We start from the raw sequence: 25245 nt of genomic DNA, 5'->3' as shown, positions 1-25245 counted from the left end.
AATTTTGCAAGTACCCTTACCAATAACGCATTGGTAAGGGATTGCATAGAAAGTATGAATGTGTAGTTTTATAATAGCTTATCAACTACTACCTATTGACAGATTCTAACCCAAGATTTTTATTTTTTGGCCTTACTATAAACTCCATCTAAAAATAAATAGCGATTATCGGTATCTATTTCAATCTGTTTACTTTCCGTATCCAATATCATTACGGGAGGAGTTGGATCCTTTGCTTCTGCAGAATTCCATACTGGTAATGTTTCCGCATTAGGATTGCCAGTCAAAATAAAGTTTGCAAAATACGCTTGCATGGTCTTAGAGACTTGATAATCTTCAGCTGTCCATGCATAATCATCAATTAAATGTAAATTCCCCATACAATATTCAATCTCACAAGCATGTGGTGCGCCAACTGGTTTTGGAGCTGATGATTCTTCCTCACCGCTTTTTTCTATAGTCCCACCAGCTAAACCAGACACCCTAGTATTATCAACTAATGATGGTCTAATTTTACTATATAAATAGCGATAAACAGGTTGCTTACTATTTTTTCGATGTAAATCGAACCATTTCCAAGTGCTATACGCTATAAACCTATCGGAAGCCAAAGCAGTTGCTGAAAGCTCAACTTCTTTTTCAGAACTATGTGGGTATAGTCCCAAAACTTCATCGGCATTGTCTGGATAATCATTTTTCACCTTACTTACAAAATTCTCCTCAGTATAAGGTTTACCTTGCATATAGGCCCCACCGGGAATCTCTGCGGAATTCCAACCTAACAAAAGTGGGACTTGCGCTTGTTCCTTAGCTTCAAATATTTCTGGCAATGATTTTGGCAAGAAATAACCATCAATCACGGGAGAGAATCCAAATCTGCCAGATTCATTATATATTTCATATACTTCCCTTGTAGAAAGACTACGTAATTGCGCTATTGAACTAAAACCGGCCTTTGCTATAAATTCAGACCCTATTTTCTCCGCTTCTTCTAAAGGAATTGGTGGCATTGTCGGATGTATACTTGCACCACTTTCACCTATAGCACCAGCAATTAGGTTCTTAGATAATGGCGACGCCATATGTTGGCTAACTCCAATAGAACCTGCAGATTCCCCTGCTATGGTAACTTTTTTTGGATTACCCCCAAAAGCTTTAATATTGTCCTGTACCCATTGTAAGGCTGCATTTTGGTCTAATAAGCCATAATTTCCCGATGCATTATATGATGCTTCTTTCGTTAGTTCAGGATGAGCCAAGAAACCAAAGACATTTAAACGGTAGTTTGTGGTAACAACAACCATACCTTTTTTAGCCATGCTTCTGCCATCATATCTAGGTTCAGAAGCGTCCCCTGCAACATTACCTCCTCCATAGAAATAAACCAATACTGGCAATCCTTCTGTATTTCGTTTAGCAGGTGTCCACACGTTTAAATACAGGCAATCTTCACTTAGTCCTGCAGATCTGGAATCCATATCGCCAAAAACCATGGTTTGCATTGGTCTTGGGCCAAAGCTTTTGGTTTCCTTTACCCCTTCCCAAGGATCCAATGGCTGTGGTGCTTTCCATCTAAGATCATTAATGGGTGGTTTGGCAAATGGTATACCAAAATACGTCTGAATGTTATCATGTGAATTGTAGTTGCCTTCAATTATGCCATTGGTTAATTTTACTTGTACGGCAAATGCATTTTTATCTTGTGCCATAACATTAATTTGTTGTATCAAAACTAAAAATAAGATGAGCTTTTTCATTGTCTTTAATTGGTTAATTCTTTATTGTCTCAATTTATAACAATAATACTATATTTTTAAATTTAAATGGAATTTTATTGAAAAAACAGACAACCTCAGCTTGGAGCTAAAACATTTATGAGGCAAACTACGTTATAACCTGCCATTCCAGAATATCTACTTGCCTGGTATATTAATTGAGGAAATTATATTAATTTTCCCATGACTTTATCACTACCATAAATAAATTCAAATGAAAAAATATTTACCATCCATCATTTTACTACTAATTTCTACATCTTGTCTTGCCCAAAGCACAAACACAAAAACCTTAGATAAATTCAAGGAACTAAAGGTCTACGATAGAATCATAGTAGCATTGGTAAAAAGCAACGAAAACAAACTAGTCATTTCTGGGGACGACAAAGATGAAGTTAATATATCCAACAAAAACGGATTATTAAAAATTAAGATGGCGTTTGATAATTTCATGGATGGTGACGAGGCAAAGGCAACGCTTTATTATACCGAAGAACTAACCCTATTGGACGTAAATGAAAATGCCAAAATTATCTCTGATGAGACCTTCAAAGGTAATTCTGTTGAAATCAAAGGCCAAGAAGGTGGCATTATTGATTTAAAAGTAGATTTAGACAATGTTTTCATTAGGTCTGTTTCCGGTAGCGAAATAACGCTAACAGGTAAAAGTAATAAACAAGAAATTTCTGTAAATACGGGAGGTAAAGCCTATAACAAAGATTTAAACACAAAGGAGACCGTAGTAACAGTAATGGCTGGTGGCAGAGCAGATGTTAGGGCCACTGATGCTATTAACGCAAAAGTAAAGGCGGGCGGCTCTATATATATTCATGGTAAGCCAAAGAATATTTCAAAGGATAAAGTTTTTGGCGGTAAGATAACGGAAGTAGATTAATGTTATTGACCTATGGCCATAGCATCAAATGAAACCAGCGCCCTCTTTTCAAATTGAGGGGTTACTTCTATAGGATTGCAACAGATTTCACAATCTTCTATGTACGATTGCTTAGAAACAGAAGGATCCATTAACATGGAAATCTCTTCCCAACAATAAGGACATTGAAAAAAATGTTCGAACATGGTATTAAATAAAGCTACTTTTTTTAGCCGTTTTTTAATTGTTTTGTCAGCTCTTCCAGCGTCATTTTTTGGACCAAGTTCTCTGTAGTGGATGTAAGTATAACCTCATCGCTCAATTTAAGTTGTAGGGAATCATCTTCATAATCTAAATAAAGATCATCTTGACTGGCTTTTAAATCTTCCAATTTAACATCAAACCTTTTTCTTAAGGTAATACCATCTCCCCTGTTTGATAGTTCAAAACCAGAATAATCAAACAAACGTTTTAGTCCGCCAAGAAAACTTAAACCTATAAAAACCAATGCTGCAACGGCAAATTTAAATGCCAAGGTAAAAACATCCAGCTCTTCACCATTTACAAATGTCATAACTAGGTTTACAATGCCATATATACCAATAAAAAAAACTATCAAACCTAAAATCACAGCAAGAATATCAGTTAACATGGCTTTGGTTGTTCTTGTAATTACTAGGCCATTTTCGTCCCTATTGGCGCTTAATCCATAGTCCTTAAGATACTCAAGGTTTTTTATTCCCGCTAATTTATCTGATATGGCTTGATCTAAATCTGAAATATTCTCGTTTAGATTCCTTTTTGCCAATTCTTCCTTTAGACATAATTGCGACTCAAAAGTCAACAAAGCATGATCTTCCAGTAATTCTAAAAGCTCCTTGTCCGATTTTTCACTGTACATGTATTATACTTTAATTTTATGGAACTTAAAATGCTACATTTAATAATTGACCTGTGAGCTGAAGCAATTGTAATTCTGCTAATTTAGCATCATACTTGGCCAAATTTTTATTGGTTTGTGCATTCAACAAATTTATTTGCGCTTGCCTAAACTCTATTGATGTTATTCTACCCAATTGAAACTGTTCCTTTGAACGTTCAAAATTATTTTGATTGGTAATCACGTTCTGCTCTTGAATCCTATAAATATTCAGCCTATTCTCGTAGATGGCCATTGCATTTTGCATGTCCCTATTTACCTCTAGCTCTACTTGCTTTTTTAACAATTCTTGATTTGCATAGGTGATTTTAGCGTTTTTAACCCGTATCATAGTACCACCACCATCAAACAAATTCCAAGTTAAACTAGCTCCCAAACCTAGACTATATGTTTGATTATTAGTCCCAGGAAAAAATGCAGAGGCAGCACTTTGGTTTAAGTTCCATCCATAAGACCCTGTTAAGCCTATGGTTGGTAAAAAACCAGACTGACTTACTTTTATATCATATTCATTAATCTTTAAATTCCTCTCCGTTTGCAAAATTGCCGCGTTATTGGAAATAACCTCATCCATATATTCAACAATTTTTAGTTTTGGAATAAATATTACTGTAGTGTCTACCCGAAAATTTTCATTTAAATTTTGATTTAAAACAACATTCAAATCCCTTTTGGCATTAGTCAATTGTTGATTCGTATTTAACAAATTAATACTATCATTGGTTACATCAACCTGGGCATTTAAAATATCAAGTTTGGTATTCTGTCCAAATTCAAACGCATATTCCGCTCTAGTAATTCGTTGTTTTGAAATTTCTAAAGCTTGTGCCTGTACATTTTTGTTTTCGGTTAATCTGGCAATCTCAAAATAAATACTGAACATTTGAACTATAGTATTCTCGATGGTCTCACGCGCTTGTAATCCACTTAATTGATATTGTTCTTTTAATCTCTTGTAATTATACAATCTACCAAGACCATCAAACAAAGTATAATTCGCATTTAAACCCGCACTATATCTTTGCGCTTCTGCTTTATTAATTTCTACATCAGGAAACGGAAGTGGTCCCCCTGTATTTGGGTCCGTAACCACATTATTTAGTGAATCCAAAACAAACCTACCTGGAAATTCAATATTAGAATCATCTCTATTATAATTAGCTCCAGCGGTGGCCGTTAATGTTGGTAAATACCCAGAATTTAACATGCTTGCATTATTCTCTGCAATATCTACTTGATTCTTAGCAATCTCAATACCAAAATTATTTTCCAAAGCCTTAGCAACCGCCTCTTCTTTAGAAAGTAAATCTTCTTGTGCGGATGCACTATAAAGTGTGCCCAAATAAATTAAGGCAGTAATTTTAATTCTTATCATTACAATTTTCCTTCTAATTCTTTTTGTGATTTTGAATGCTGTCCAATTACGCCAGTAACACCGTTAGAACCATGTTTGCTATGACCCTCTAAATGAGCAGCTTCCACCTGTTCCTTAATGGCACGTTCCACTTCCTCTTTGGTAATCTTATGCCCTGAGGCCAACATTCTATTTTTAGATTTTAGATTATTACTAAATGATAAGAAAAGAGGCAACATAAGTAAGGTTAAGATGGTTGCGATACCAATGCCATATGCTATGGATATGGCCATAGGTTTAAGAAATTGCGCCTGTCTACTAGTTTCCGCCATCAATGGTGCCAAACCGGCAATGGTTGTTATTGAAGTTAGAAAAATGGCACGGAACCTAGATTTGCCTGCCTCAAAAATAGCATTGTCAAAAGTCATACCTTCTTTTAAGTTACTATTAAATTTACCTATTAGCACCAATCCATCATTTACCATAATACCAACAAGTGCTATAATACCTAAAAGTGAAATTACATTAATTGGAAAATCGTGTATCCAATGCCCCCAGGCTACAGCCGTAAAACTAAATGGCACCAAAAGCAATAACATAAGCGGTTGACTAAAACTTCTAAATGTAAAGGCTATGGTGATGTAAATGAGTAATATTACAGTAAAGCCAACAAGCTTTAAAGAACCTGTAAGCTTACCCAACTCCCTATTCTGACCTTCATAGGATGCCGTAACCGTAGGATATCTAGATTGTATATCTGGCATAATTACATTTTGGATCTCAGTCATAATCTCAGTCGGACTATCCTTAATATCCTTCATATCGGCCGAAACTTGGATTTCCCTTCTCCCTTCCAATCTGTTAATCGCAACATCGCCTCTTTCTATCGTGTAGTCCGCGATTTCCTTAAGTGGCACACGCTCGCCGGTAGGTGTTGCAATTCGCATATCATCCAAATTGGTTATAGAAGATCGATCTTCACGATCATACCTCACCCAAACCCTAATCTCATCTTGAGCTCTTTGAAAACGCTGTGCCTGTACCCCAAAGAAACCAGACCTTACTTGGTTCATGACCGTTCTTAAATCTAAGCCCAACAAGTACGCATTTTCCTTTAACTGTAAGCGAATTTCTTTTATTCCCGCAGGATCATTATCCGATATGTCCTTTAATCTTGAATTATTTTGCAACACACCCTTTAACTCACTTTTTGCCGCCTTTAATTCCTCAATATTATTCCCCAAAAGGGACACAGATACAGGTGAACCTCCAAAATTACCACCAGAACCATATATTAGACTCTCAACACCTATCACAGGGCCAACTAATTCTTGCACCCTATTTGTAATCATATCAGATACGATTTCATCTGGTCTTTCTTCACCAGGCAACAGGTTAATTGTAAGTTGTGCGGTAGAAGATCCTGGACCTAATCGCCTAATAATGTTTTCATAAAGCACCTTGCCCGTTCCCTTCAGATATTTCTCCGTTAATTCCTGGTTTACAATTTCCGTTTTATCCTCAATCAGAGTAATAATAGAATCTGTAATCTTTTCATTAGTACCATTAGGCATCTGCAACTCAATACTTACCCTATCACTGGCAACACGCGGAAAAAATGCAGTTCTGATAATACCACCACCTACTGAGCCAAAAGTCAATATAAGGGCCATTGCAAAAAAGCTGAACGTAAGTACCTTGTACTTCATGGCAAACCTTAAGGAAGGGGCGTATAACTTATCTCGCATCCAAGTCATAAAACGATCTCCAGACTCATTGATAATTCGAAGCTTGGCAAAAGCTTTTGCCAAGCCTTTTTTTGGCCTATTATTCAATGGTTGTAGCGCTTTTGAATGTGCCAAGTGAGCCGGTAGAATAATCAACGCCTCTATTAATGACACTACCAGTGTTAGGATTACAATTACAGACACTTCTCCAAAAAACTCACCAATCCTACTATCCAAAAACAAGAAAATAGAGAATGCCAAAATTGTGGTGATGATGGCAGAAATAATTGGAGGCAATACCTCTAAAGTGCCATCTACCGCCGCTTGAACAGGTGATTTGCCTTTTTCATAATGTTGATAAATATTCTCCGCGATAACGATACCATCATCTACCAGAATACCTATTACGATAATCATACCGAATAAGGAAAGTACGTTTATGGTAACATCAAAAAATCCTGCAAAAACAAACATCCCTAAAAAAGCCACCGGAAGACCAAAGGCAACCCAAAATGCCAAACGGGTATTTAGAAACAGGGAAAGGAAAATAAGCACCAAAATCATACCCATGATAGCGTTCTCGGTTAATAGCTGAGTACGCTGCACCAGAGTAGTGGATTGGTCCGATACTATATCTAAAGTGACATTGTTATATTTCTGGTTAAAATCTGCTATATACTCTTTTACCTTATCAGCAGAACCAATTAAATCTTCAGTATTTGTACTGGTAATAGAGGTGTTGACCGATAAATTACCATCAAAATATGAGGCGTTAGGATTCTCTGCAAACCTATCCCTTATATCGGCAATATCCTTTAATCGGATGGTACTACCAGATGGATCTGCCTTAATTATCAAGTTAGATAGTTCATCGCCATAATAAGAACGGTTATTTGCCCGAATTAAGTACTCTTCAGCATCTGTCTTTATATTACCACCGGTCACTAAAATATTAGCGTTGCCAACGGCTTGGGCAACTTCAGAAAATGAAATTCCATATGCCAACAAACTGTTTTCATTAACCGCAATTTCAATTTCTTCGGCAGGATAACCAGAAATCTCAATTTGTGAAATACCATCTATGGCCCTTAGGTCATTTTCTATTTGCCTACCAACACTTTTTAAAGTTGCCAAAGGTATATCCTCACCGCTAATAGCAAAATTTATGGTTTGCCTAACAGCCTCTAATTTGGAAACAATCAGTGGCTCCATACCTGTTGGGAAAGTGGGCACCCTATCTACTGCATTTTTCACTTCTAGTAGCATAAAATCTATATCCCTGCCTTTCTCAATTTCTATATTGATAGTACCGCTGTTTTCCCTTGAAGTTGACGTTACCCTATCTACTCCTTCCAGCCCTTTAAGATTATCCTCAATTTTTAAGACGATTCCTTCTTCTACCTCTTGCGGCGAAGCTCCTGGGTAAGTTATGCTTATAGAAATGTTTTTAGAATCCGTCAATGGGAAGAAAGAAGACTTAAGTGATCTTGCCCCAACAATTCCAAACAACGCAAACGAGATGACCACAACGTTTACAGCAACGTGGTACCTAATGAAGTATTCAATAATTTTTCGCATCAACCTTTGGTGTTATCAGTTTTGTCTTCATATACTTTTACAGACATACCGGTGTAAGCACCTATTAAGGGCTTGGACATTATGGTAAGACCGTCTGGAACATCTTTTAGAACAACACGTTTATTAGAAAAATAAACCGGTTTAACATCTATTAAATCAAGTATGGAATCCCGAACAACAAATATTTTATTGCCCTCTAGCAATAAACTTCTATCTATTTCTATAGCATTTTCCTCTTTTTTTGCATCCAGGTTCGCTTCTAGATACATACCCTCTTTAAGATCTTTGCTTTTTACTTCTATATAGGCTTTTGTTGTTTGTGACGCTTGGTCTACCCTACCATTTATTCTGGCAACCGTACCAGTATAGGTTTTATTGTCATCTAAATTGGTTAGTTCCACAGATTCCCCTACCTTAAGTAGATCGGTGTATGTTTTACTAACGGAAACTTCCAACTCATATACATCTGGATTAATAAATTCTCCCAATTTCTGACCAGACCTAACCAAGGTCCCCTCTGTTACCAAAGCTTCAGTTAACACACCGGTAAACGGGGCGACTATTCTGTACTTTGAAAGCCTCTGTTCTAAATTTTTAACATTATAGTAACTTGTTAAAATTCCTCTGCCCGAAATGAAAAATCGTTCGTTCTCTGTGGACATTTCTGGAAGGCTAGGTACACTTTTGGTTAAATCAAATGAATTTAAGTATTCTTGCCATTTAGGATATATTGCTGGGTAATCCAATCTTAAATCTGGCATTATTGATGTTAGATCGTTGTAAAAATTACTTTTTGCAGATTGGACACTTGCCGCATATTCCTCAGCATCAATCTTTATTACAGTCTCCCCTTTGACAAAAGATTGACCTTCTTTAAATAACTTACCTCCCTTTCTAAAAACACCTTGCACCTCAGCATAAAGCTCAACACGCTGTTTAGCAGATAAATTCCCATTGGCAGTAACAATAATGGGCACAGTCTTATTTTCTACCACTTCGGTAAAAACTGTTTTTACCACTTTTTGAGCTCTGGGTTTAAATGTTTTTTTGTTATCTACAATCATTTTAGCCATGAATAATGATAACACAATCAGTACAATACCTAGACCGGTAAAGATAATTTTTCGCATTTGGTTTTGGTTTAAAACTTTAGTTATGACTACGCTTAACAAATTTGGTTTAAATGCAGAATCAAATTAATTTCATGTTAATTGGAATTATAAAAGACCTACGTTCATTATAACCATTGTTCCTATTGAATCTATGCGGATATATAAACAATTAGGACGAACCTTATTAACATTCAAATCTTCCCAAATAATAATTTGCCCGCGTATGGCACAATACTCTATAAATATTGGTTTGACCTTACAATCAATGGGCGAAGCTACAAAAAAACAGTACTGCACTACGGAAGATGCTAGGTTAAAAATTTCATAAAAATTTAACATCTTCTAAAACTCAGGCACAAAAAAAGGGATGCGTGTACATCCCTTTTACCAATATGCTAACGGAATTAATTATTAGAATCCTCAAATTGTGTTTTTGCCAGTCTAGTGCGATTGATGGCATCATTTTTAAATTTCATATTCAAAAACTCATCATCACTCTCAAAAGTGGCAATACCTTCAGACCTAGAATTTAATAATGAGCGGATAGATTTGAAGTTATTCCCTTGTAATTGAACAAACTTTAAATTTTTAAGCCTTGCAATACTCTGGGGTAAATTCCCTTCAAATTGATTATTTGAAAGCACTAAGTCTTCAAGTTTTTTCAATCCCTCAAAATCTATTTCTATGCTTCCATGCAACTTATTACCAAAAACCTCCAACATTGTTAAATCTTCTAAATTCATTATTGATTTTGGCAGACTACCTTCTAGGAAATTACTTGAAAGATTCAATACTTTTAATGTAATGGCTTCACCTATTTGCTCCGGAATTTTTCCGCTCAAAGAATTATTGAATAGTGTTAATTCCTGTAAACTATTGTCTTTGTCAAAATTTTTGGGAATTTCACCAGTTAAATTGTTCATTTCTAATTTGACCGTTGTTAGACTTTTAATACTTAACAAAGATGGTGGAATACTACTAGTCAAATTATTAAAAGATAAATCTAGCACCTTTAAGTGCTTTAATCCCCCTATACTTTTTGGAATATTACCTTTTAAGCCATTTCTGTGTAGATTAATTTCCGATACATGTCCATTTTCTAATACAACCCCATGCCATGTTTCTATGCCAGCCTCTAAATTCCATTTCACATGCCAGTTGTCTCCGTCTGTCTTCTTATAAAATTCTTTAAGGACACTTTTTTCTAACTGTGATACCTGGGCTCTAAGGGAAATAGTAAAAAGTGAAAAACCAAAGAATAGAAAATAACTTAAAAAACGTTTCATACTATACATAATTAACAAACTAACCTTAACCATACAAAACCTATTTTTGGCTGTAATTCTTTATGGGTGCCAATCTAAATGACACATACTTATCTATAACGTGACATTTTCATAAATATGACTTAGCAATAAAAAAAAAGAGATATTTAACATATCTCTTTTTTAACCAAACTAACTAAAAGTGTAAACTACTCTTATTCTTCAATATCTTCAAATTTTGTATCGGCCATTCTTGTCTCCTTAAACTTAAGATCCCTAAAGTCTATTTTCCTGTCTTCTTTGTCATAATCAAACACCAAATATTCCTTAGTTTCCATCATTTCCAAATTCTTGAAGGAAGAGAATTTATTGTTCTGTATTTGAAATACTTCTAAACTTGCCAGCTGTTCAAATTCCTTAGGAATTTCACCATTAAGACTATTATTTGCCAATACGAGTTCCTTCAAATTTTTAAGGTTACCCATTTCTTTAGGTATTGCACCCTCTAAGGTATTTTCAAAAAGACCTAATGATTCTAGAGATGTTAACTCACCTAACGAGCTGGGTATATCACCTTTAAGCGTATTACTTGAAAGATTTAATATTTTTAAATTTTTGATATTACCAATACTCTCAGGTATCTCACCGCTAAGAAAATTGTTGAAAGCTGAAAATTCTTCTAAGACCACCAAATTACCTATTGATGTAGGAATTTCGCCTTTAATTCTATTCATTTCCAATTTCAATACCTTAAGTTTTGATAACGATGCGATCTCTGACGGCAATTCCCCGGTAAGTGAATTAAAAGCAAGATTAAGGACCTCCAAATGTTTAAGCTCAGCTATAACGCTTGGGACTTGGCCCATTAAATTGTTGTGGAACAAATTGATCTCAACAACCTTATCCTCTACAACCTTTACCCCGTACCATTTTGTTACAGGAGCATTTAGGTCCCATTTTTTTACCCAATGGTTTCCATTAGTGCTATTATATAAGCCAATAAGGGCTTTCTTCTCCGCTTTGGACACCTCAGCATAGCCTACACTAGTAGCGAACATCGTCAATAAAAGTATTACGTAAATTTTCTTCATCTTAAATCAGTTTAGGAATAGACCTGCTTTAAACATATTTTTAGGAATTATCCTACAAATCTATTGTAATAACGTCTAAAAGTCAAAAATTATCGTTGAATGCGATTTGATTGTTGTAAAAACCTATAAATGTGTGGTGAACACAATAAAAATGTATGTGAAGGTTATCCTAGGCCATCTATTTGAATAGTAAGATTTTCCCATTTTTGCATCTTCTCCTCCAACGATGCTTTCTTTGCTTGGTATTTATCAAAGAAATTTGGTTTGGCAATTGTTTTATCATAATTCAACAATAGCTCATGATCAATAGTTTTTATCTCTTTTTCTAAACTGGCTATTTTACTTTCTAAGGTACTTAATTGATTTTTTAAACTTTTTATTTTTTTTTGCTCTTCAAAAGTGTTGTTCTTTTGTTGCGGTTTTTTTTCAGGGATAACCGTCTGCTTTTTTTCTATAGCCCTAAAATCATCGACCTTTCTTTGCTCAAGATAAAAATCTATATCCCCTAAATATTCTCTAATCTTTTGATCCTTAAACTCATAGACTTTATTAGTAAGTCCTTGTAAAAAATCCCTGTCATGAGAAACTAATATTAAAGTACCTTCAAAATTAAGGCAAGCTTGTTTTAGCACATTCTTAGATTTAATATCCAAATGGTTTGTTGGCTCATCCATTACCAAGACATTAAATGGCTGTAATAGCATCTTGGCCAATGCCAACCTATTGCGCTCACCCCCAGAAAGCACTTTTACATATTTCTCTACCTCATCTCCACGAAACAGGAAGGAACCTAAAATATCCCGGACCTTACTTCTATTTTTTTCATTGGCAGCATCAATCATAGTATCTAAAATGGTTTTATTTCCATCTAAATATTCTGCCTGGTTTTGTGCAAAATATCCAATTTGCACATTATGTCCGAGTTTCAGATGCCCTTTATGCTCCAGCTCACCAATTATAATTTTGGCCAACGTAGATTTACCTTGTCCGTTTTGACCCACAAAAGCAGTTTTACTATCACGTTCTATCAATAGATTAATATCGCTCAATACATGTTTTTCGCCATAACTTTTTGCAAGCTCCTCGATTTCCACGACAACCTTACCTGGAGTTACGGATACAGGGAAGCGAAGGCTCATTACACTATTGTCATCCTCATCTACCTCTATACGCTCTATTTTATCTAATTTTTTTATTAGTGACTGAGCCATAGAGGCTTTGGTGGATTTGGCCCTGAATTTTTCGATTAAGCGCTCTGCCTGCTGTATCTCTTTTTCTTGATTTTTTTGTGCATTTAACTGCTGCTGTTTGATTTCATTACGCAAAACCAAATATTGGGTATACGGTTTATTATAATCATAAATCCTGCCCAAAGAAATTTCTATGGTTCTGTTGGTCACATTATCCAAGAACATTTTATCGTGCGAAACAATCATTACCGCACCGGTATACCCATTTAAAAATTGTTCAAACCAAATAATAGACTCAATATCCAAATGGTTTGTTGGCTCATCTAACAACAAAACATCATTACTTTGAAGCAATAATTTTGCAAGCTCAATTCGCATGCGCCAACCACCAGAAAAAGTTTCGGTCTTTTTATCAAAATCCTCTCGCTTAAAACCTAAACCCTGAAGTATCTTCTCTGTTTCCCCTTGGTAATTATATCCCCCTAAAATTTCATAATGACTGGTTATGTCACTAAGGTCTATAATTAGTTGGTTGTATGATTCACTTTCATAATCTGTACGTTCTGCCAATTGATGATTAATATGGTCTAGTTTTTCCTCTAAGACCTTAATTTCCTCGAATGCTTGGTATGCCTCCTCCAATACGGTCCTACCTTGTACGAAATCTATATCTTGACGTAAAAACCCTATTTTTATGTCCTTCTCAATAGCAATGGTACCTGAATCTATCTGCATATCCTTAGAAAGCAGTTTAAGCAATGTAGATTTACCAGCCCCGTTTTTACCCACAAGCCCCACTCTATTGCCGGCATTTAACCTAAAAGATATTTCCTCAAATAAATATTCGCCTCCAAAGGAAACCGAGAGATTGTGAATGTTTAGCATTTTAATGTAGAAATTAATTCAATAACAGGTCAATCCTGTACTTTTGTAAAAAGTTTTGCAAATGTTAAAAAAAGGAAACAAACTCTACAGTATTTTAACAGGAAGTTGTCCTAAATGTCATGAAGAAAGCATGTATGTGGATAAAAAACCCTATCATATAGGCAACTTGTTCAAAATGCATGACAGATGTAGTCATTGTAATACCAAATACAAAATTGAACCTTCCTTTTTTTATGGAGCTATGTATGTAAGTTACGGAGTAGGAATTGCGTTTGCGGTAGCGGCATTTGTAATAGCTAGGTTAGTATTAGGCACTACATTAACTACTGCTTTTATAGCCATTGTGATTACAATGATAGCGTTTATGCCTATTATTATAAGACTATCTAGAAATATTTGGATAAACTTCTTTATTTCTTACGATAAAAATGCAGTGAAAACTAGAGATTAGATTTGGACTTAAACCTTTCAATGTCCACCTCTTGATTTAAATGTTTTCCGTTTTCCAAATAGTGATATAAATGTTCTGATGCCCAAGGTGCAATCATAACACCATGCGAACCAAAGCCGTTTAAGATTGCAAACTTATCATGTTCTGGATGCTTTCCTAACAATGGTCTTCTATCGCTAATAGTTGGCCTTATCCCAGCTTCGTGACCAACAACTTCATATGAACATTTTATAGTTGCGTCTAACTTATTCAACAATTCCATTTTAGCTTCATTTGTTGGAAGGTTGGTTTTGTCCCACCTTTCATAATTTGCGCCTATTTTATATAAATCATCACCTAAAGGGATAATAAAAATGGAAGATTTTACAGCATTGATCTCTTTGAGTGCACTGGATTTTATAATTAAGTATTCCCCCTTAGAGCCTTGAAGTGGTAAATAATTAAAATAGGAATTAAACTTGAGGCCATAACCTTCCGCAAAGACAATTTTTCTAGCCTTCAATTCTTTATATTCAACATAATCATTATTGATAACCACCTTACCATGTTCAAAAGATTCTGTTACCAATTGATGGTTGGTTAGCAAATATTTTTTATAGGTTTCTATGAGTAGACGTGTGTCCAACTTTGTAGTACATAACACTTCCCCAAAATCAAATGGGGCATCTATGTTTAGGTTTTTATTATGAACTAAGGTAGTTGCGAGAAACCGTTTTAAACTAGGTTTGTCAGTTGCCTGAAACCAACTATTTTGTTCTTCTATTGAGTTTAATCTTCTTAACACTGGCAGTTCAGAATTAAGTTTAACTGAAAACTCTTTTTCAAATTTTGCATAAAAAGAGTTTGCAATAGGCAATAATTCCTTTGCATGCCAAGCAAGTGTGAATCGCTTTAAGATTACTGGATTGGAAATCCCCCCAGCTACCAACGAAGAAGTCTGCGAATCATCATTATAAACAACATATTCTTTATTGTTTTTCCTGAGGGTCTCACAAAAAGAAGTACCTGCAAGCCCTAATCCTACGACAATATAATCTACCATTTTGCAAAGGTAAGTATAAAGAAAAAGCTCCGATAAAATTATCGGAGCCTTTGTTTTATTGAATTGGAATTGTTTTGCGAGCTTAGTAAGCCCACATATCTTGTTCTCTATCTCGGATCGCTTCTTTAATGCGTTTTGCTTCCAATAATTGAAATAAAGCATTATCAGCAATATAATCACTTACCTTGCGATCGCCATGCACATTATCCTCTTTATAAATAACTGCATTGAATCTTCTCGCATTAAGTAGCATATCAAAAGAAATAGGCTGAGCAGAATTAAGTTGGTTAAATACTTTTGCCTCATGTAATATTTCACGAGAATCTGGATACCATACCCAGAATAATTCAACTTTATCTGGATTCTCATCATCAATAAAATTAACATCTGGTGCAACAGGAGCAATTCCTAACAAACGATATTTCAATTCTCCTTGGCGTTTATCAAAATACCACATACCCTTTATACGGTATTCTTCAATATCCGCTGCAGTGATGTCCCTTCTGGTTATAAACTCTTCTGAAACTTGCTCACCAGCGTTCATTTGCTCATAACCATAATCCAATGTATCTGTTAGTTGCAAAGAAGCAGAAAGGTCACTAAATTTCCTTTTTTCAGTGAAATAAGAATCTGCATAAACTTCTAGGTTGCCACTTTTAATATTTTTGATCAACACTTGGTATAAAGACCTTCTATCCTTTCCTATGTCCATTGTATCCGTAGGGTAGTATAATGGGAAATTTACACGCTCATCCAAATCTATGGTTTCCCATAAAGTTTTAGACCAAAGAATATCCCTATCATCTACATAACCGTATTCTAAAGGCGCATCATTATCCACCATTTTTTGCTCTTCGGTTCTTATACCTACATCCTGTGGCCTTTTAGCATTTAAAATATTTGCTTGGGCCATCATGGAAGCCGGCAATATTGTTACGGCTCCTATTACTAAAACATTCTTCCAATTCATGTTTGTTACACTTTAAAATTATCCGGACAGGTTAACCTGTCCGGTATATTTATAGTACTTAATTAGTTTGTAATCTCCACAACTACCGGAGATACTTTTTTCAATTTATAACTTTTGTTATTTGTAATATAAGCCTCAATATCAAATATTTGAACTACATCACCTCTTTTTGCACGTTGAAGTGCGGACTTGGCCCTTGCATCCATTTTGTTACCATTTACGCTAACAGTTGGTTGTCCAGGCACTTTAAATTTAAAACCACTAACCGCAAGGTTAAGATCAAAATCGAAATCAGCCAAATCTGCTCCAATAGTAGCGATCTCTACATTTTTACGCGGCAATTTCACACTACCTGGTTGCTTACTCAATGTACCTTCTGGTCTCGGAATATCTTTAATCCTAAACTCTGCCGGAGTTGAAATTCGCTGACCATCTGGCAATGTACCAGAAGCTGTGATAGTTACGGTTCTACCCGTTCCAGGGTTCATGATATACTTACTACCACTTACCGCTTTTAAACCGGGAGCAGAAGCACTTACCTTATTATCTGGAATACCAGGGATCGATATAGACATTGGGTTGGCCACGCCACGGTAAACAACATTCATTTTGTCCGCTGCGATAAGAGCCGCGTTTGGCTTACTAATGGTCGCGAAGCTATTGTTAACCTCAACTGGAATTTCCTCGCCATCTTGCATAAAGTAGATAGTACCTTTTACTTCATGGTCTCCAGCTGCACCGGAACCAATCAACATTTTTATACCACCTGCCTCTAGCTTATAATCAGAACCTTCAGATAGTTTTCTGCCATCCAAAGTTAACTCTGCCCTCACCGGTGTAGAAGAATTATCAGTTTTACTAATGATAATTTTACCATCATACTTTTCACCTGTGTAATAAGCAGATTTTGTTGCGGATAATGAAGTAGCAAAGTTCTTTAAAGAAACTTGGTTAGTCAACTCACCTTCCAACATCGATTTTAAAGCTGCTTCCTCAGTAATCTTAACATCTGCCTGAAGCTGCGTTAATTTAGCCAAAGAGGCTACTAAAGGATAACCTTCATAATGATAGTTGATCCAATCTTGCTTTGTACCATCTCTTTTTTCAACTTTACCGTTCTCATCTCCCGTTTGGAAACGTTCAATAACAGAACTCTTTAAAGATGCTGGAACAATTGCAGCTACTTGATCTCTATACTCTGTAAGTCTCTTCATGAATTCCTGTCCACCATCTGAAAGGTTGTCACCTTGAAAAAACTTTTGGTCCAAATAATCAGCGTTGTCCATACGGGCATAGTCCTTTGGATCTTCCAACCCTTCGGTCATACCTGTTTTAAGCGACTCTAAATATTCAAAATACTCTTGGGACATGGACTTGATTTTCTGGGCATTCTGGTACAGCTTTTCATATTTAGCTGCATCTTCAGATGCTTTAGTCTCAAGACTACCTAAGAACGCTTCGTTACTTGCGGTTGTCTTTGCGTTAGAAGTCTCTAGCTTTTCATTCATTATACCGAATGCCGCTAGCACTTCTTTACTCATATTTAACGCCAGCATAGCGATGAAGATCAAATACATTAAGTTGATCATCTTCTGACGTGGTGTTGCTTTTCCTCCTGCCATGGGTTTTTTTATTTAATTAGATTTTAATTAATTCTTGATTTGGGTTGGTTAAAATCCAATTAGTTTCTGTTCATTGCAGATAACATACCACCATATACACCGTTCAATGAAGAAAGGTTTGTAGATAAAGAAGCCATTTGTTCTTTAAGAGCACTCGCGTTTTGTACTACTTCTTCGTTAACAGAAGCTTGTCTGCTTGCACTTTCTAACTGTACTTTATAAAGACTATTTAAAGACTCCATTTGAGCTGCAGCCTGTACCATTTCATCAGAATATTTTTTAGTTGATTCCATTGCATCTACTGTTGGGGCAATACCTTTTGCCGCACCTTCAAAGTTTTTAATGCTAGAACCTAAGCTTTCCATTAAGTTGGCATCTACACCAGCTTCCTTTAAAAGGTCATCTAATTTTTTAGATAAAGATGTTTCAGCTTCTTTAATTTCAGACATTTGGTTTTTCTTAGGGGCAGAAGTTGCTCCACCAGCCAATTCCGGATAAACCAAAGACCAATCATATTCATCGTCTACCGGCTCAAATGCACTAATTGCAAAAATAAGTGCTTCTGTAATAAGACCTACTGCTAATAATAGACCACCTGTTAGTGGGCCAAATTCCCAGTGAAGAATCTTGAACAATGCACCAATAATTACTACCGATGCTCCTAGGCCATAGGCCATATTAAATAATTTTTTTGTTGATTTTGACTGTGCCATGATTTTAATTTAATTTAAGGTTTAATAAAAAAGATTTGGTTAAAATTTGATTTGAAATTATTTATAAAATACTATTATTATTTACTATTTATCTTATTGGGTAGAGTCTTCCTCTCCCATATAATCTTGTACTGTTCTAAATCCTATGTAGCTGCGTGCCGAATCTGCATACTCATAATCCCTTGTACTTACTTGAAGGAAATAGGCAACATCTTTCCAAGAACCACCTCTAATAACTTTTCTGGTATTCGATTGGTCTCCACCGTTAGGATTCATTGTAGATACATAATCGTATGCACTTGGATCATAACTGGAATTTGTCCATTCAGAAACATTACCGGCCATATTATATAAGTTGAAATCATTTGGCTCATATGACTTGGCCTCAACAGTATAAAGTGCCGCATCTGCCGCGTAATCGCCTCTCTGAGGTTTAAAGTTGGCCATAAAACAACCCGTATCACTGATTACGTAAGGACCACCCCAAGGATAGGTTCCACCTTCAATACCACCTCTTGCTGCATACTCCCATTCTGCCTCTGTTGGCAATCTAAATTGATTAACAAACTGCCTTCCACGACTTTTTTGATCATCGTTCTTAAACTTTGTCCTCCAGTTACAGAATGCTTTTGCTTGTTCCCAAGATATCCCTACCACTGGGTACTCACTATAGGCATCATGCCAAAAGTAATCGTTATGCATTGGCTCATTGTAAGAGTATTCAAAATCCCTGATCCAAACCGTGGTATCCGGGTAAATTTCCAATTCCTCGGTACGGATAAAATCTTTCCTACTTCCTTTCCCTTTTTTAGAGGCACGTGCTGCAGCCTCAATATCCATCCAGCTATATTTATACTTCAATTTAGTAACATCGATACTACGCTGACCATTGTAAGATTCCTCTTCTGGTATATACAATGAATCCATCACCTCTGCATAATATTCATCTGGATAATCTGAAGTATCCCAAATTAAGTTTTCATCCTTGTTCAATGCCCTACCTTCATAACCCGTTTCACCCATGCCAGAGTAATTATCCAACATATACTTATCGTAAACCGATGCTCTCGTGGTATCTGCATCTTTAAATGCATAGTCACCAATACCTCCTTCTTCTGGACCAATGCCCAATTCATCTGCAAGTATTGCTAATTTTGTTCTGGTAATAGAGTCTTTGACCCATTCCACAAATTGACGGTACTCGCTGTTGGTTATCTCGGTATCATCCATATAAAATGAACGTACGGTAACTGTTTTGGTTGGAGCATTCAAAATTTTGGCTTGATCTTCCTCACTCTTACCCATTATAAAAGAACCCCTTGGTATAAGTTCCATTCCATAAGGTTTTTCCGGATACCACTTTTTTCCTTGGACTCCGGTTAGCTCTCCTTTAGTCTTTGACCCACAACTCGTGAGTAAAAAAACAAACGCTATAGATGATAACAATAGCTTCTTCATACTTTAGGTTAAATTTCGATTATGGTTATAAACTGAAAATACAATAATATATTCTAACTTCTAAAACTACGATTTGAATAAATTATTGTATTAAAATCGCTTAAGCATTAATTTATTTTAATTTTAATTAAAACCTTTCTTATAGGCTTTAAACCACCGTTCGGGAACGTTTTGATTACAAGCATCCAAATAATCCTTTTCGGTGCAAGGTAATAACGCAGGTGTATTCTCTTTAGTATGTGAAGTAAAAATAGATGGCACTTCTATCCACCATCTTTCTGTTAAAAGGCTTTTGTAAAAAACAAGCTCATCATCCCCTGTTGGGACGTTATACTTAATAAAATCTTCTGTTCGCGAATATGGAGATTCCTTTATCCTATAATTTATGCCCTCAATAAAATACCAAATAATTTGTGCTATTAATTGTTGAGATTGAGTACTGTTCTCCATTTCAAAAATTCCAAACAGCGACACCTTATCACTTATACCGGCATATCTTGCTATGGCACAGATTTCCCTACCAGTAAAACCATTTGGTGAAAAATTGGGCGAAAGCAACATTTCACTTGCCCTTATAGCGCGCATATCCATACTTACCATATGCGCATTTCTAAGCACAGGCTCTGCCAAAGAGATATCATTGGCAATCTCTCCAAGACGATAAGCATCAAAAAATAGACGCTCCATTAAATCTACCTCCTCTTGGGCATTAAAATAACTTTGATACCCTAAATTGGAAAAATTGAAAAGGTTATTGGGTTTATCGGTAATAATTTTACTCATGTAAGAATGTGAAGAAATGAGCTCATCCTCTATCCCAAAATCAAACCTACTATCTATGGAAACAAGATTAATCATGTTCTTAATTCCATCAAAAGCACGATAAGCCGGATAACTTATATCTTGTGTTGCCCCTAAAATTATAGGAATAATATTTTCCTCCAACAGACCGGCCACTACTTCCTTAACAACAAAGTAGGTATCTTCTACTGTTTCCCCTTCCTCTAAATCCCCCAAATCCACTATGGTAGAATCCCAATTACCAAGCATTAATCTATACAATTGAAGCCTAATAGCGGATACGTCTAGTTTTTCGAGTTTTTTCTCGTAAGCGTTCCTAGATTCCTTAACACCAAATATGGCAACGGTTGCGTTTGCAAGAACTGGCAGCCCATCCTTTTCAGTATGTATATATGTATTTCTACCAATTGCTTGTGAAGGCAATAATTCACAGTGGGCTAGAACTTTGTCTGATACAGGTACTAAAAAATCAAAAGCCATGATAAATGTTGGTTTTTGGCTGTTTATGGAAAATAAGATGGCCAACAAACGGCCTTATTTCAAAATTAGATTACTTTTTTGATTTAGGTTTGGCTTTTGTCTTTTTTTTAGGGGTCTTTTTATCAATAAGTTCCGCCGCCTCTTTTAAACTCATATTGGCAGCATCAACTGTTTTTGCCAATTCTACCTTTACCTTACCTTTAATAATATTATGTCTACCCCACCTGGCCTTTTCAATACGTATACCCTCATCTGGCCAGTTTTGCACTACCTTTTCGATCTCTTTTTGTTTTTTTGCTTCTATAAGCTCAACTATATCTTCTTTTGAAAGGTTGTCAAAATCATACTTTTTGTTCACATTGATGAATATCCCATCCCATTTTATAAAAGGGCCAAACCTACCTACTCCTTTAGTTACATCTTTACCTTCATAAGTAGTTATGGGGGCATCTGCTTTTTGTTTTTCTTTAATGAGCTCTATAGCGCGGTCCATTTCAACCTCCATAGCGCTCTCGTCCTTAGATAACGAAATGAATTTTTTACCGAAACGTACATAAGGACCAAACCGCCCTACATTTGCCTCTACCTCTTCACCTTCATAAACACCTAATTTACGAGGTAGTTTAAAAAGTTCCATAGCATCCTCATACGTTATTGTATTTAAAGACTGATCTGGCAATAAACTTGCAAATAAGGGCTTGTCCTCATCATCTACGGTACCTATTTGTACCATAGGCCCAAATCGTCCCAAACGTACAGAAACCTGTCTACCCGTTTTAGGGTCCATACCAAGTATACGCTCACCACTGGCACGATCGGCATTTTCTTCCACATCAAGAACGGTAGGATGAAAATCCTTGTAAAAGTTTTTCATCATTTTTTTCCAATCTTCTTCTCCCGTGGCTATCTCATCAAAATCCTCTTCTACCTGAGCCGTAAAATTGTAGTCTAAAATATTACCAAAGTTGGTCACTAAGAAATCGGTAACGATCATACCTATATCCGTAGGCACCATTTTACCTTTATCGGAACCCACATTTTCAGCGAGGTTCTTTTCCTTAATTTGATTTGATTCTAAAACCAACTGCGTATACTTTCTTTCTATACCTTCAATGGTCCCCTTTTCCACATAACCCCTATTGAGTATGGTAGAAATTGTTGGGGCGTAGGTAGATGGCCTACCTATACCCAATTCCTCTAATTTCTTAACCAAGGAGGCTTCCGTAAATCGGTAAGGTGGCCTTGTAAAACGTTCTGTTGCGGTGATATAATTGTTATGAAGCCTCTCACCTACTTTCATTGCCGGAAGCATTCCTTCTTGTTCTTCTGCTAAATCCTCGTCATCAACACCTTCCATATAAACTTTTAGAAACCCATCAAAAGTGATCACTTCTCCGTTAGCCGTAAATTCTTCCGCATGTTTGTTTGCCTTGATCCTAACGTTGGTCCTTTCTAATTGCGCATCACTCATTTGGGAAGCGATGGTACGTTTCCAGATTAGATCATATAATTTGGACTGGTCCCTTTCTAATGAAGGAGACTGGTTGCCCATATCTGTAGGTCTAATTGCTTCGTGAGCCTCCTGTGCACCTTTAGATTTTCCGGTAAAGCTCCTTACCTTACTATATTTCTCACCGTAGTTCTTTATGATAGCTTCCTTGGCAGCGTCAATGGCCTCCCCAGAAAGGTTTACACTATCTGTTCTCATATAGGTTATAAGTCCAGCTTCATATAAGCGTTGTGCAACTTGCATGGTTCTACCCACCGAGAAATATAATTTCCTAGATGCTTCTTGTTGTAAAGTAGATGTTGTAAACGGTGCTGAAGGAGATTTTTTTGCCGGTTTTTTATCTAATTTGGCAACAGAAAAATCTGCTCCAATATTTTTTTCCAAAAAAGCGTTTGCTTCCTCTTTTGAGTCAAAAGCCTTACTTAATTTAGCCGAAAACACATTCCCTGAGCTTGTTTTGAATTCCGCTGAAATCTTAAATGAGGCCTCTGGCTTAAATGCTTCTATATCCCTTTCACGCTCAACAATTAAACGTACGGCAACTGACTGTACACGACCAGCGGAAAGTCCTGGTTTTATTTTTTTCCAAAGTACGGGAGACAACTGGTACCCAACCAAACGGTCCAATACCCTTCTTGCCTGTTGGGCGTTTACTAAATTGTAATTTATTTCCCTAGGATTTTCAATTGCCTTTTGTATTGCACTTTTGGTAACCGAGTTAAAGACAATCCTTTTTGTTTTTTTCTTATCCAATTTCAACTCCTCAGCCAAATGCCAAGAAATTGCCTCTCCCTCACGGTCTTCATCACTTGCCAGCCATATGGTTTCCGCTTTATTGGCAAGGTCCTTTAATTTTTTAACCAAGGCCTTCTTTTCCTTGTCTACTATATACTTAGGCTCAAAATCATTATCCACGTCGACCCCTAGTTCTTTAGATGGCAAATCTGCGATATGTCCAAAACTGGACTCTACCTTAAAATCTTTTCCAAGAAACTTCTCAATAGTCTTCGCTTTAGCGGGTGACTCAACAATTACTAAATTCTTAGCCATGTAGTGTTTTTTATGAGCAACAAAAGTAGTTGAATTTTTTAATTTGCCTTATCCAATTCCTATTATACACAAAAAAAACACCCTTGCAACCAAGGGTGTTTTAGTAAATTTTATAGTATACTTAGTTCAATCTCAAAGTACTTATTAAGCGTATATCATTTTCTAAATAAGCATACTGATATAGGATATCATCCCCTACCATGAGTAAATTTTCTTCCAATGGAATAACATCAAAAGCAATGATGTCCTTAAAATGATTTAGAGGCTTTAAGCTATTTACATCTGTCTTATCAAATATTTTTAGGCCCGATGCGCCATCACAAACAAACAATTTTTCATCTTTAACACCTAAACCATAAGGCTCATCCATACTGTAGGATATTTCTAGTTGTGGCGCAGTAATATCAGAAATATCAATGATAAATAATCCGCTTTCCGTAGCACCACATGCATTACCACCACGTAAGGTAACAAAGGCATAGTCTCCATCTACAACAACGGGATCACAGGCAGTACCATGTTGAAATTCTGAAATTAGTGTTGGACTTGCTGGAGTAGAGATATCATATATATACATACCTCTCATGCTCCCTAGAAATAATTGTTCGCCCCTATTAAAAATGGTTTCTATATCAAATCCGGCATATACGTCTTCCAAATCTTTTGGGTTCTCCATGTCAGAGATATCAAAAATATTGATGTTGTGGCTATCCACTGCATATAGGTAATCATTCACTATTTTAAATCTTGCCAATGAACCACCTTGCCCTACAGATGCATCATTCGTGGCTTCCGCAAAAGCAAAATCTACAAACCGCCCCTCATATTCAGATTTCAACCTTCTTTCAGTAACAAGTTCCCAACCTACCAGGACTTCGGTTGCATAATCTATCTCGCCACTCTCAAAAAAATCTGCTTGAGCAGGCCATATCACATTGTCCCGCAAAACATTTTCCATTCTACTAACTATAGAAATGTTATTTATATCTGAAACATCCAAGACAATTAAATCCATTAAGCTATCCGCATATAAATAATCATCTTTTATGGAAATGTCCACATTTCCAGCAATTTTAATAAAAGCTATTTTTTGTGGGGAAGATGGCACTCTATTATCTATAACATGCACTCCTTTATATTTATCATTTATAAATATATAATCCTTGTATGCATATATTTTTCCAGATTCGTTTATGGGTAATGGAGAAACCACATCAACCCCATTTTTAAATTCCTCAATACTAACTTTTAAAGGTCTGGCAACTAGATAATCTTCATAATCCCCATCATCTTTTTTATCACAGGAACTAATTAGTATCAAAACAACAAGTAAAAACAATATCCTTTTCATAGCTGA

The 25245-nt window shown here is 36.0% G+C and carries 19 protein-coding genes; 2 read left to right on the top strand and 17 right to left on the bottom strand.

Translation table 11 applies throughout. The features are described 5' to 3' along the window. Window positions 1-119: 119 nt before the first annotated feature. Window positions 120-1709 carry a carboxylesterase/lipase family protein gene (locus tag ACOCEA_RS17160; RefSeq protein WP_420757504.1) on the bottom strand — a complete coding sequence of 530 codons (1590 nt, stop codon included), beginning with the start codon at window positions 1707-1709 and terminating at the stop codon, window positions 120-122. Between the two features lie 280 nt (window positions 1710-1989). Between ACOCEA_RS17160 and ACOCEA_RS17155 the strand changes: the two genes are divergently transcribed. Further along, window positions 1990-2670, top strand: a complete 681-nt coding sequence (locus tag ACOCEA_RS17155; RefSeq protein ID WP_420757503.1) for a head GIN domain-containing protein — start codon at window positions 1990-1992, stop codon at window positions 2668-2670. A gap of 2 nt (window positions 2671-2672) precedes the next feature. Here ACOCEA_RS17155 and ACOCEA_RS17150 read toward each other — a convergent pair whose 3' ends face one another. The 8 genes from ACOCEA_RS17150 to ACOCEA_RS17115 form a co-directional block, all read right to left on the bottom strand. Beyond that, complete coding sequence (locus ACOCEA_RS17150; RefSeq protein WP_420757502.1) at window positions 2673-2855, bottom strand: CPXCG motif-containing cysteine-rich protein; 183 nt, start codon at window positions 2853-2855, stop codon at window positions 2673-2675. Between the two features lie 23 nt (window positions 2856-2878). Next, window positions 2879-3550, bottom strand: coding sequence for a hypothetical protein (locus tag ACOCEA_RS17145; RefSeq protein WP_420757501.1), 672 nt, complete (start codon window positions 3548-3550; stop codon window positions 2879-2881). 25 nt (window positions 3551-3575) lie between these two features. Further along, window positions 3576-4964, bottom strand: coding sequence for a TolC family protein (locus ACOCEA_RS17140; RefSeq protein WP_420757500.1), 1389 nt, complete (start codon window positions 4962-4964; stop codon window positions 3576-3578). Beyond that, complete coding sequence (locus ACOCEA_RS17135; protein ID WP_420757499.1) at window positions 4964-8248, bottom strand: efflux RND transporter permease subunit; 3285 nt, start codon at window positions 8246-8248, stop codon at window positions 4964-4966. Before ACOCEA_RS17135 ends, ACOCEA_RS17140 begins: the two co-directional genes overlap by 1 nt. Beyond that, window positions 8248-9378 (bottom strand): efflux RND transporter periplasmic adaptor subunit, encoded by a 1131-nt coding sequence (locus tag ACOCEA_RS17130; protein WP_420757498.1) that lies wholly within the window; start codon window positions 9376-9378, stop codon window positions 8248-8250. The genes ACOCEA_RS17135 and ACOCEA_RS17130 overlap by 1 nt, the downstream gene beginning before the upstream one ends. A 386-nt stretch (window positions 9379-9764) precedes the next feature. Further along, window positions 9765-10646, bottom strand: a complete 882-nt coding sequence (locus ACOCEA_RS17125; RefSeq protein WP_420757497.1) for a leucine-rich repeat domain-containing protein — start codon at window positions 10644-10646, stop codon at window positions 9765-9767. Between the two features lie 194 nt (window positions 10647-10840). Next, window positions 10841-11716: a leucine-rich repeat domain-containing protein gene (locus ACOCEA_RS17120; protein WP_420757496.1), complete on the bottom strand. Its 876-nt coding sequence runs from the start codon at window positions 11714-11716 to the stop codon at window positions 10841-10843. 164 nt (window positions 11717-11880) lie between these two features. Continuing rightward, window positions 11881-13791 (bottom strand): ABC-F family ATP-binding cassette domain-containing protein, encoded by a 1911-nt coding sequence (locus ACOCEA_RS17115; RefSeq protein WP_420757495.1) that lies wholly within the window; start codon window positions 13789-13791, stop codon window positions 11881-11883. Between the two features lie 61 nt (window positions 13792-13852). Here ACOCEA_RS17115 and ACOCEA_RS17110 point away from each other — a divergent pair, with 61 nt between their 5' ends. Beyond that, window positions 13853-14242, top strand: coding sequence for a DUF983 domain-containing protein (locus tag ACOCEA_RS17110; protein WP_420757494.1), 390 nt, complete (start codon window positions 13853-13855; stop codon window positions 14240-14242). On the opposite strand, the gene ACOCEA_RS17105 is transcribed toward ACOCEA_RS17110, so the two are convergent. The 8 genes from ACOCEA_RS17105 to ACOCEA_RS17070 form a co-directional block, all read right to left on the bottom strand. Continuing rightward, the gene (locus ACOCEA_RS17105; RefSeq protein ID WP_420757493.1) at window positions 14232-15284 is read right to left on the bottom strand and encodes an NAD(P)/FAD-dependent oxidoreductase; all 1053 of its coding nucleotides are present in this window, start codon (window positions 15282-15284) and stop codon (window positions 14232-14234) included. The two genes, ACOCEA_RS17110 and ACOCEA_RS17105, sit on opposite strands and share 11 nt — an antisense overlap. 82 nt (window positions 15285-15366) lie before the next feature. After that, window positions 15367-16254, bottom strand: coding sequence for a type IX secretion system ring subunit PorN/GldN (gene porN / locus ACOCEA_RS17100; protein ID WP_420757492.1), 888 nt, complete (start codon window positions 16252-16254; stop codon window positions 15367-15369). Between the two features lie 62 nt (window positions 16255-16316). Next, window positions 16317-17876: a type IX secretion system motor protein PorM/GldM gene (gene porM, locus ACOCEA_RS17095; protein WP_420757491.1), complete on the bottom strand. Its 1560-nt coding sequence runs from the start codon at window positions 17874-17876 to the stop codon at window positions 16317-16319. Window positions 17877-17935: 59 nt separating this feature from the next. After that, window positions 17936-18589, bottom strand: a complete 654-nt coding sequence (gene porL, locus ACOCEA_RS17090; protein WP_420757490.1) for a type IX secretion system motor protein PorL/GldL — start codon at window positions 18587-18589, stop codon at window positions 17936-17938. A 93-nt stretch (window positions 18590-18682) separates the two neighbouring features. After that, on the bottom strand, window positions 18683-20047 hold the full coding sequence (gene porK, locus ACOCEA_RS17085) for a T9SS ring complex lipoprotein PorK/GldK (RefSeq protein WP_420757489.1): 1365 nt from the start codon (window positions 20045-20047) through the stop codon (window positions 18683-18685). A 123-nt stretch (window positions 20048-20170) separates the two neighbouring features. Beyond that, window positions 20171-21328, bottom strand: a complete 1158-nt coding sequence (locus tag ACOCEA_RS17080; RefSeq protein WP_420757488.1) for a formimidoylglutamase — start codon at window positions 21326-21328, stop codon at window positions 20171-20173. 70 nt (window positions 21329-21398) lie between these two features. Further along, window positions 21399-23888, bottom strand: a complete 2490-nt coding sequence (gene topA, locus ACOCEA_RS17075) for a type I DNA topoisomerase (protein ID WP_420757487.1) — start codon at window positions 23886-23888, stop codon at window positions 21399-21401. A 121-nt stretch (window positions 23889-24009) separates the two neighbouring features. Further along, window positions 24010-25239 (bottom strand): LVIVD repeat-containing protein, encoded by a 1230-nt coding sequence (locus ACOCEA_RS17070; RefSeq protein ID WP_420757486.1) that lies wholly within the window; start codon window positions 25237-25239, stop codon window positions 24010-24012. Window positions 25240-25245: the final 6 nt, after the last annotated feature.

The sequence above is a fragment of the Maribacter luteocoastalis genome (assembly GCF_048890225.1).
In the GTDB taxonomy this organism is placed as follows: domain Bacteria; phylum Bacteroidota; class Bacteroidia; order Flavobacteriales; family Flavobacteriaceae; genus Maribacter; species Maribacter luteocoastalis.
This window is presented reverse-complemented; position numbering and strand designations above follow the sequence as displayed.

Coding starts and splice junctions, on each gene's coding strand:
- ACOCEA_RS17160 (WP_420757504.1), bottom strand. CDS start 1,709: ATGGCACAAGATAAAAATGCATTTGCCGTACAAGTAAAATTAACCAAT.
- ACOCEA_RS17155 (WP_420757503.1), top strand. CDS start 1,990: ATGAAAAAATATTTACCATCCATCATTTTACTACTAATTTCTACATCT.
- ACOCEA_RS17150 (WP_420757502.1), bottom strand. CDS start 2,855: ATGTTCGAACATTTTTTTCAATGTCCTTATTGTTGGGAAGAGATTTCC.
- ACOCEA_RS17145 (WP_420757501.1), bottom strand. CDS start 3,550: ATGTACAGTGAAAAATCGGACAAGGAGCTTTTAGAATTACTGGAAGAT.
- ACOCEA_RS17140 (WP_420757500.1), bottom strand. CDS start 4,964: ATGATAAGAATTAAAATTACTGCCTTAATTTATTTGGGCACACTTTAT.
- ACOCEA_RS17135 (WP_420757499.1), bottom strand. CDS start 8,248: ATGCGAAAAATTATTGAATACTTCATTAGGTACCACGTTGCTGTAAAC.
- ACOCEA_RS17130 (WP_420757498.1), bottom strand. CDS start 9,378: ATGCGAAAAATTATCTTTACCGGTCTAGGTATTGTACTGATTGTGTTA.
- ACOCEA_RS17125 (WP_420757497.1), bottom strand. CDS start 10,646: ATGAAACGTTTTTTAAGTTATTTTCTATTCTTTGGTTTTTCACTTTTT.
- ACOCEA_RS17120 (WP_420757496.1), bottom strand. CDS start 11,716: ATGAAGAAAATTTACGTAATACTTTTATTGACGATGTTCGCTACTAGT.
- ACOCEA_RS17115 (WP_420757495.1), bottom strand. CDS start 13,791: ATGCTAAACATTCACAATCTCTCGGTTTCCTTTGGAGGCGAATATTTA.
- ACOCEA_RS17110 (WP_420757494.1), top strand. CDS start 13,853: ATGTTAAAAAAAGGAAACAAACTCTACAGTATTTTAACAGGAAGTTGT.
- ACOCEA_RS17105 (WP_420757493.1), bottom strand. CDS start 15,284: ATGGTAGATTATATTGTCGTAGGATTAGGGCTTGCAGGTACTTCTTTT.
- porN (WP_420757492.1), bottom strand. CDS start 16,254: ATGAATTGGAAGAATGTTTTAGTAATAGGAGCCGTAACAATATTGCCG.
- porM (WP_420757491.1), bottom strand. CDS start 17,876: ATGGCAGGAGGAAAAGCAACACCACGTCAGAAGATGATCAACTTAATG.
- porL (WP_420757490.1), bottom strand. CDS start 18,589: ATGGCACAGTCAAAATCAACAAAAAAATTATTTAATATGGCCTATGGC.
- porK (WP_420757489.1), bottom strand. CDS start 20,047: ATGAAGAAGCTATTGTTATCATCTATAGCGTTTGTTTTTTTACTCACG.
- ACOCEA_RS17080 (WP_420757488.1), bottom strand. CDS start 21,328: ATGGCTTTTGATTTTTTAGTACCTGTATCAGACAAAGTTCTAGCCCAC.
- topA (WP_420757487.1), bottom strand. CDS start 23,888: ATGGCTAAGAATTTAGTAATTGTTGAGTCACCCGCTAAAGCGAAGACT.
- ACOCEA_RS17070 (WP_420757486.1), bottom strand. CDS start 25,239: ATGAAAAGGATATTGTTTTTACTTGTTGTTTTGATACTAATTAGTTCC.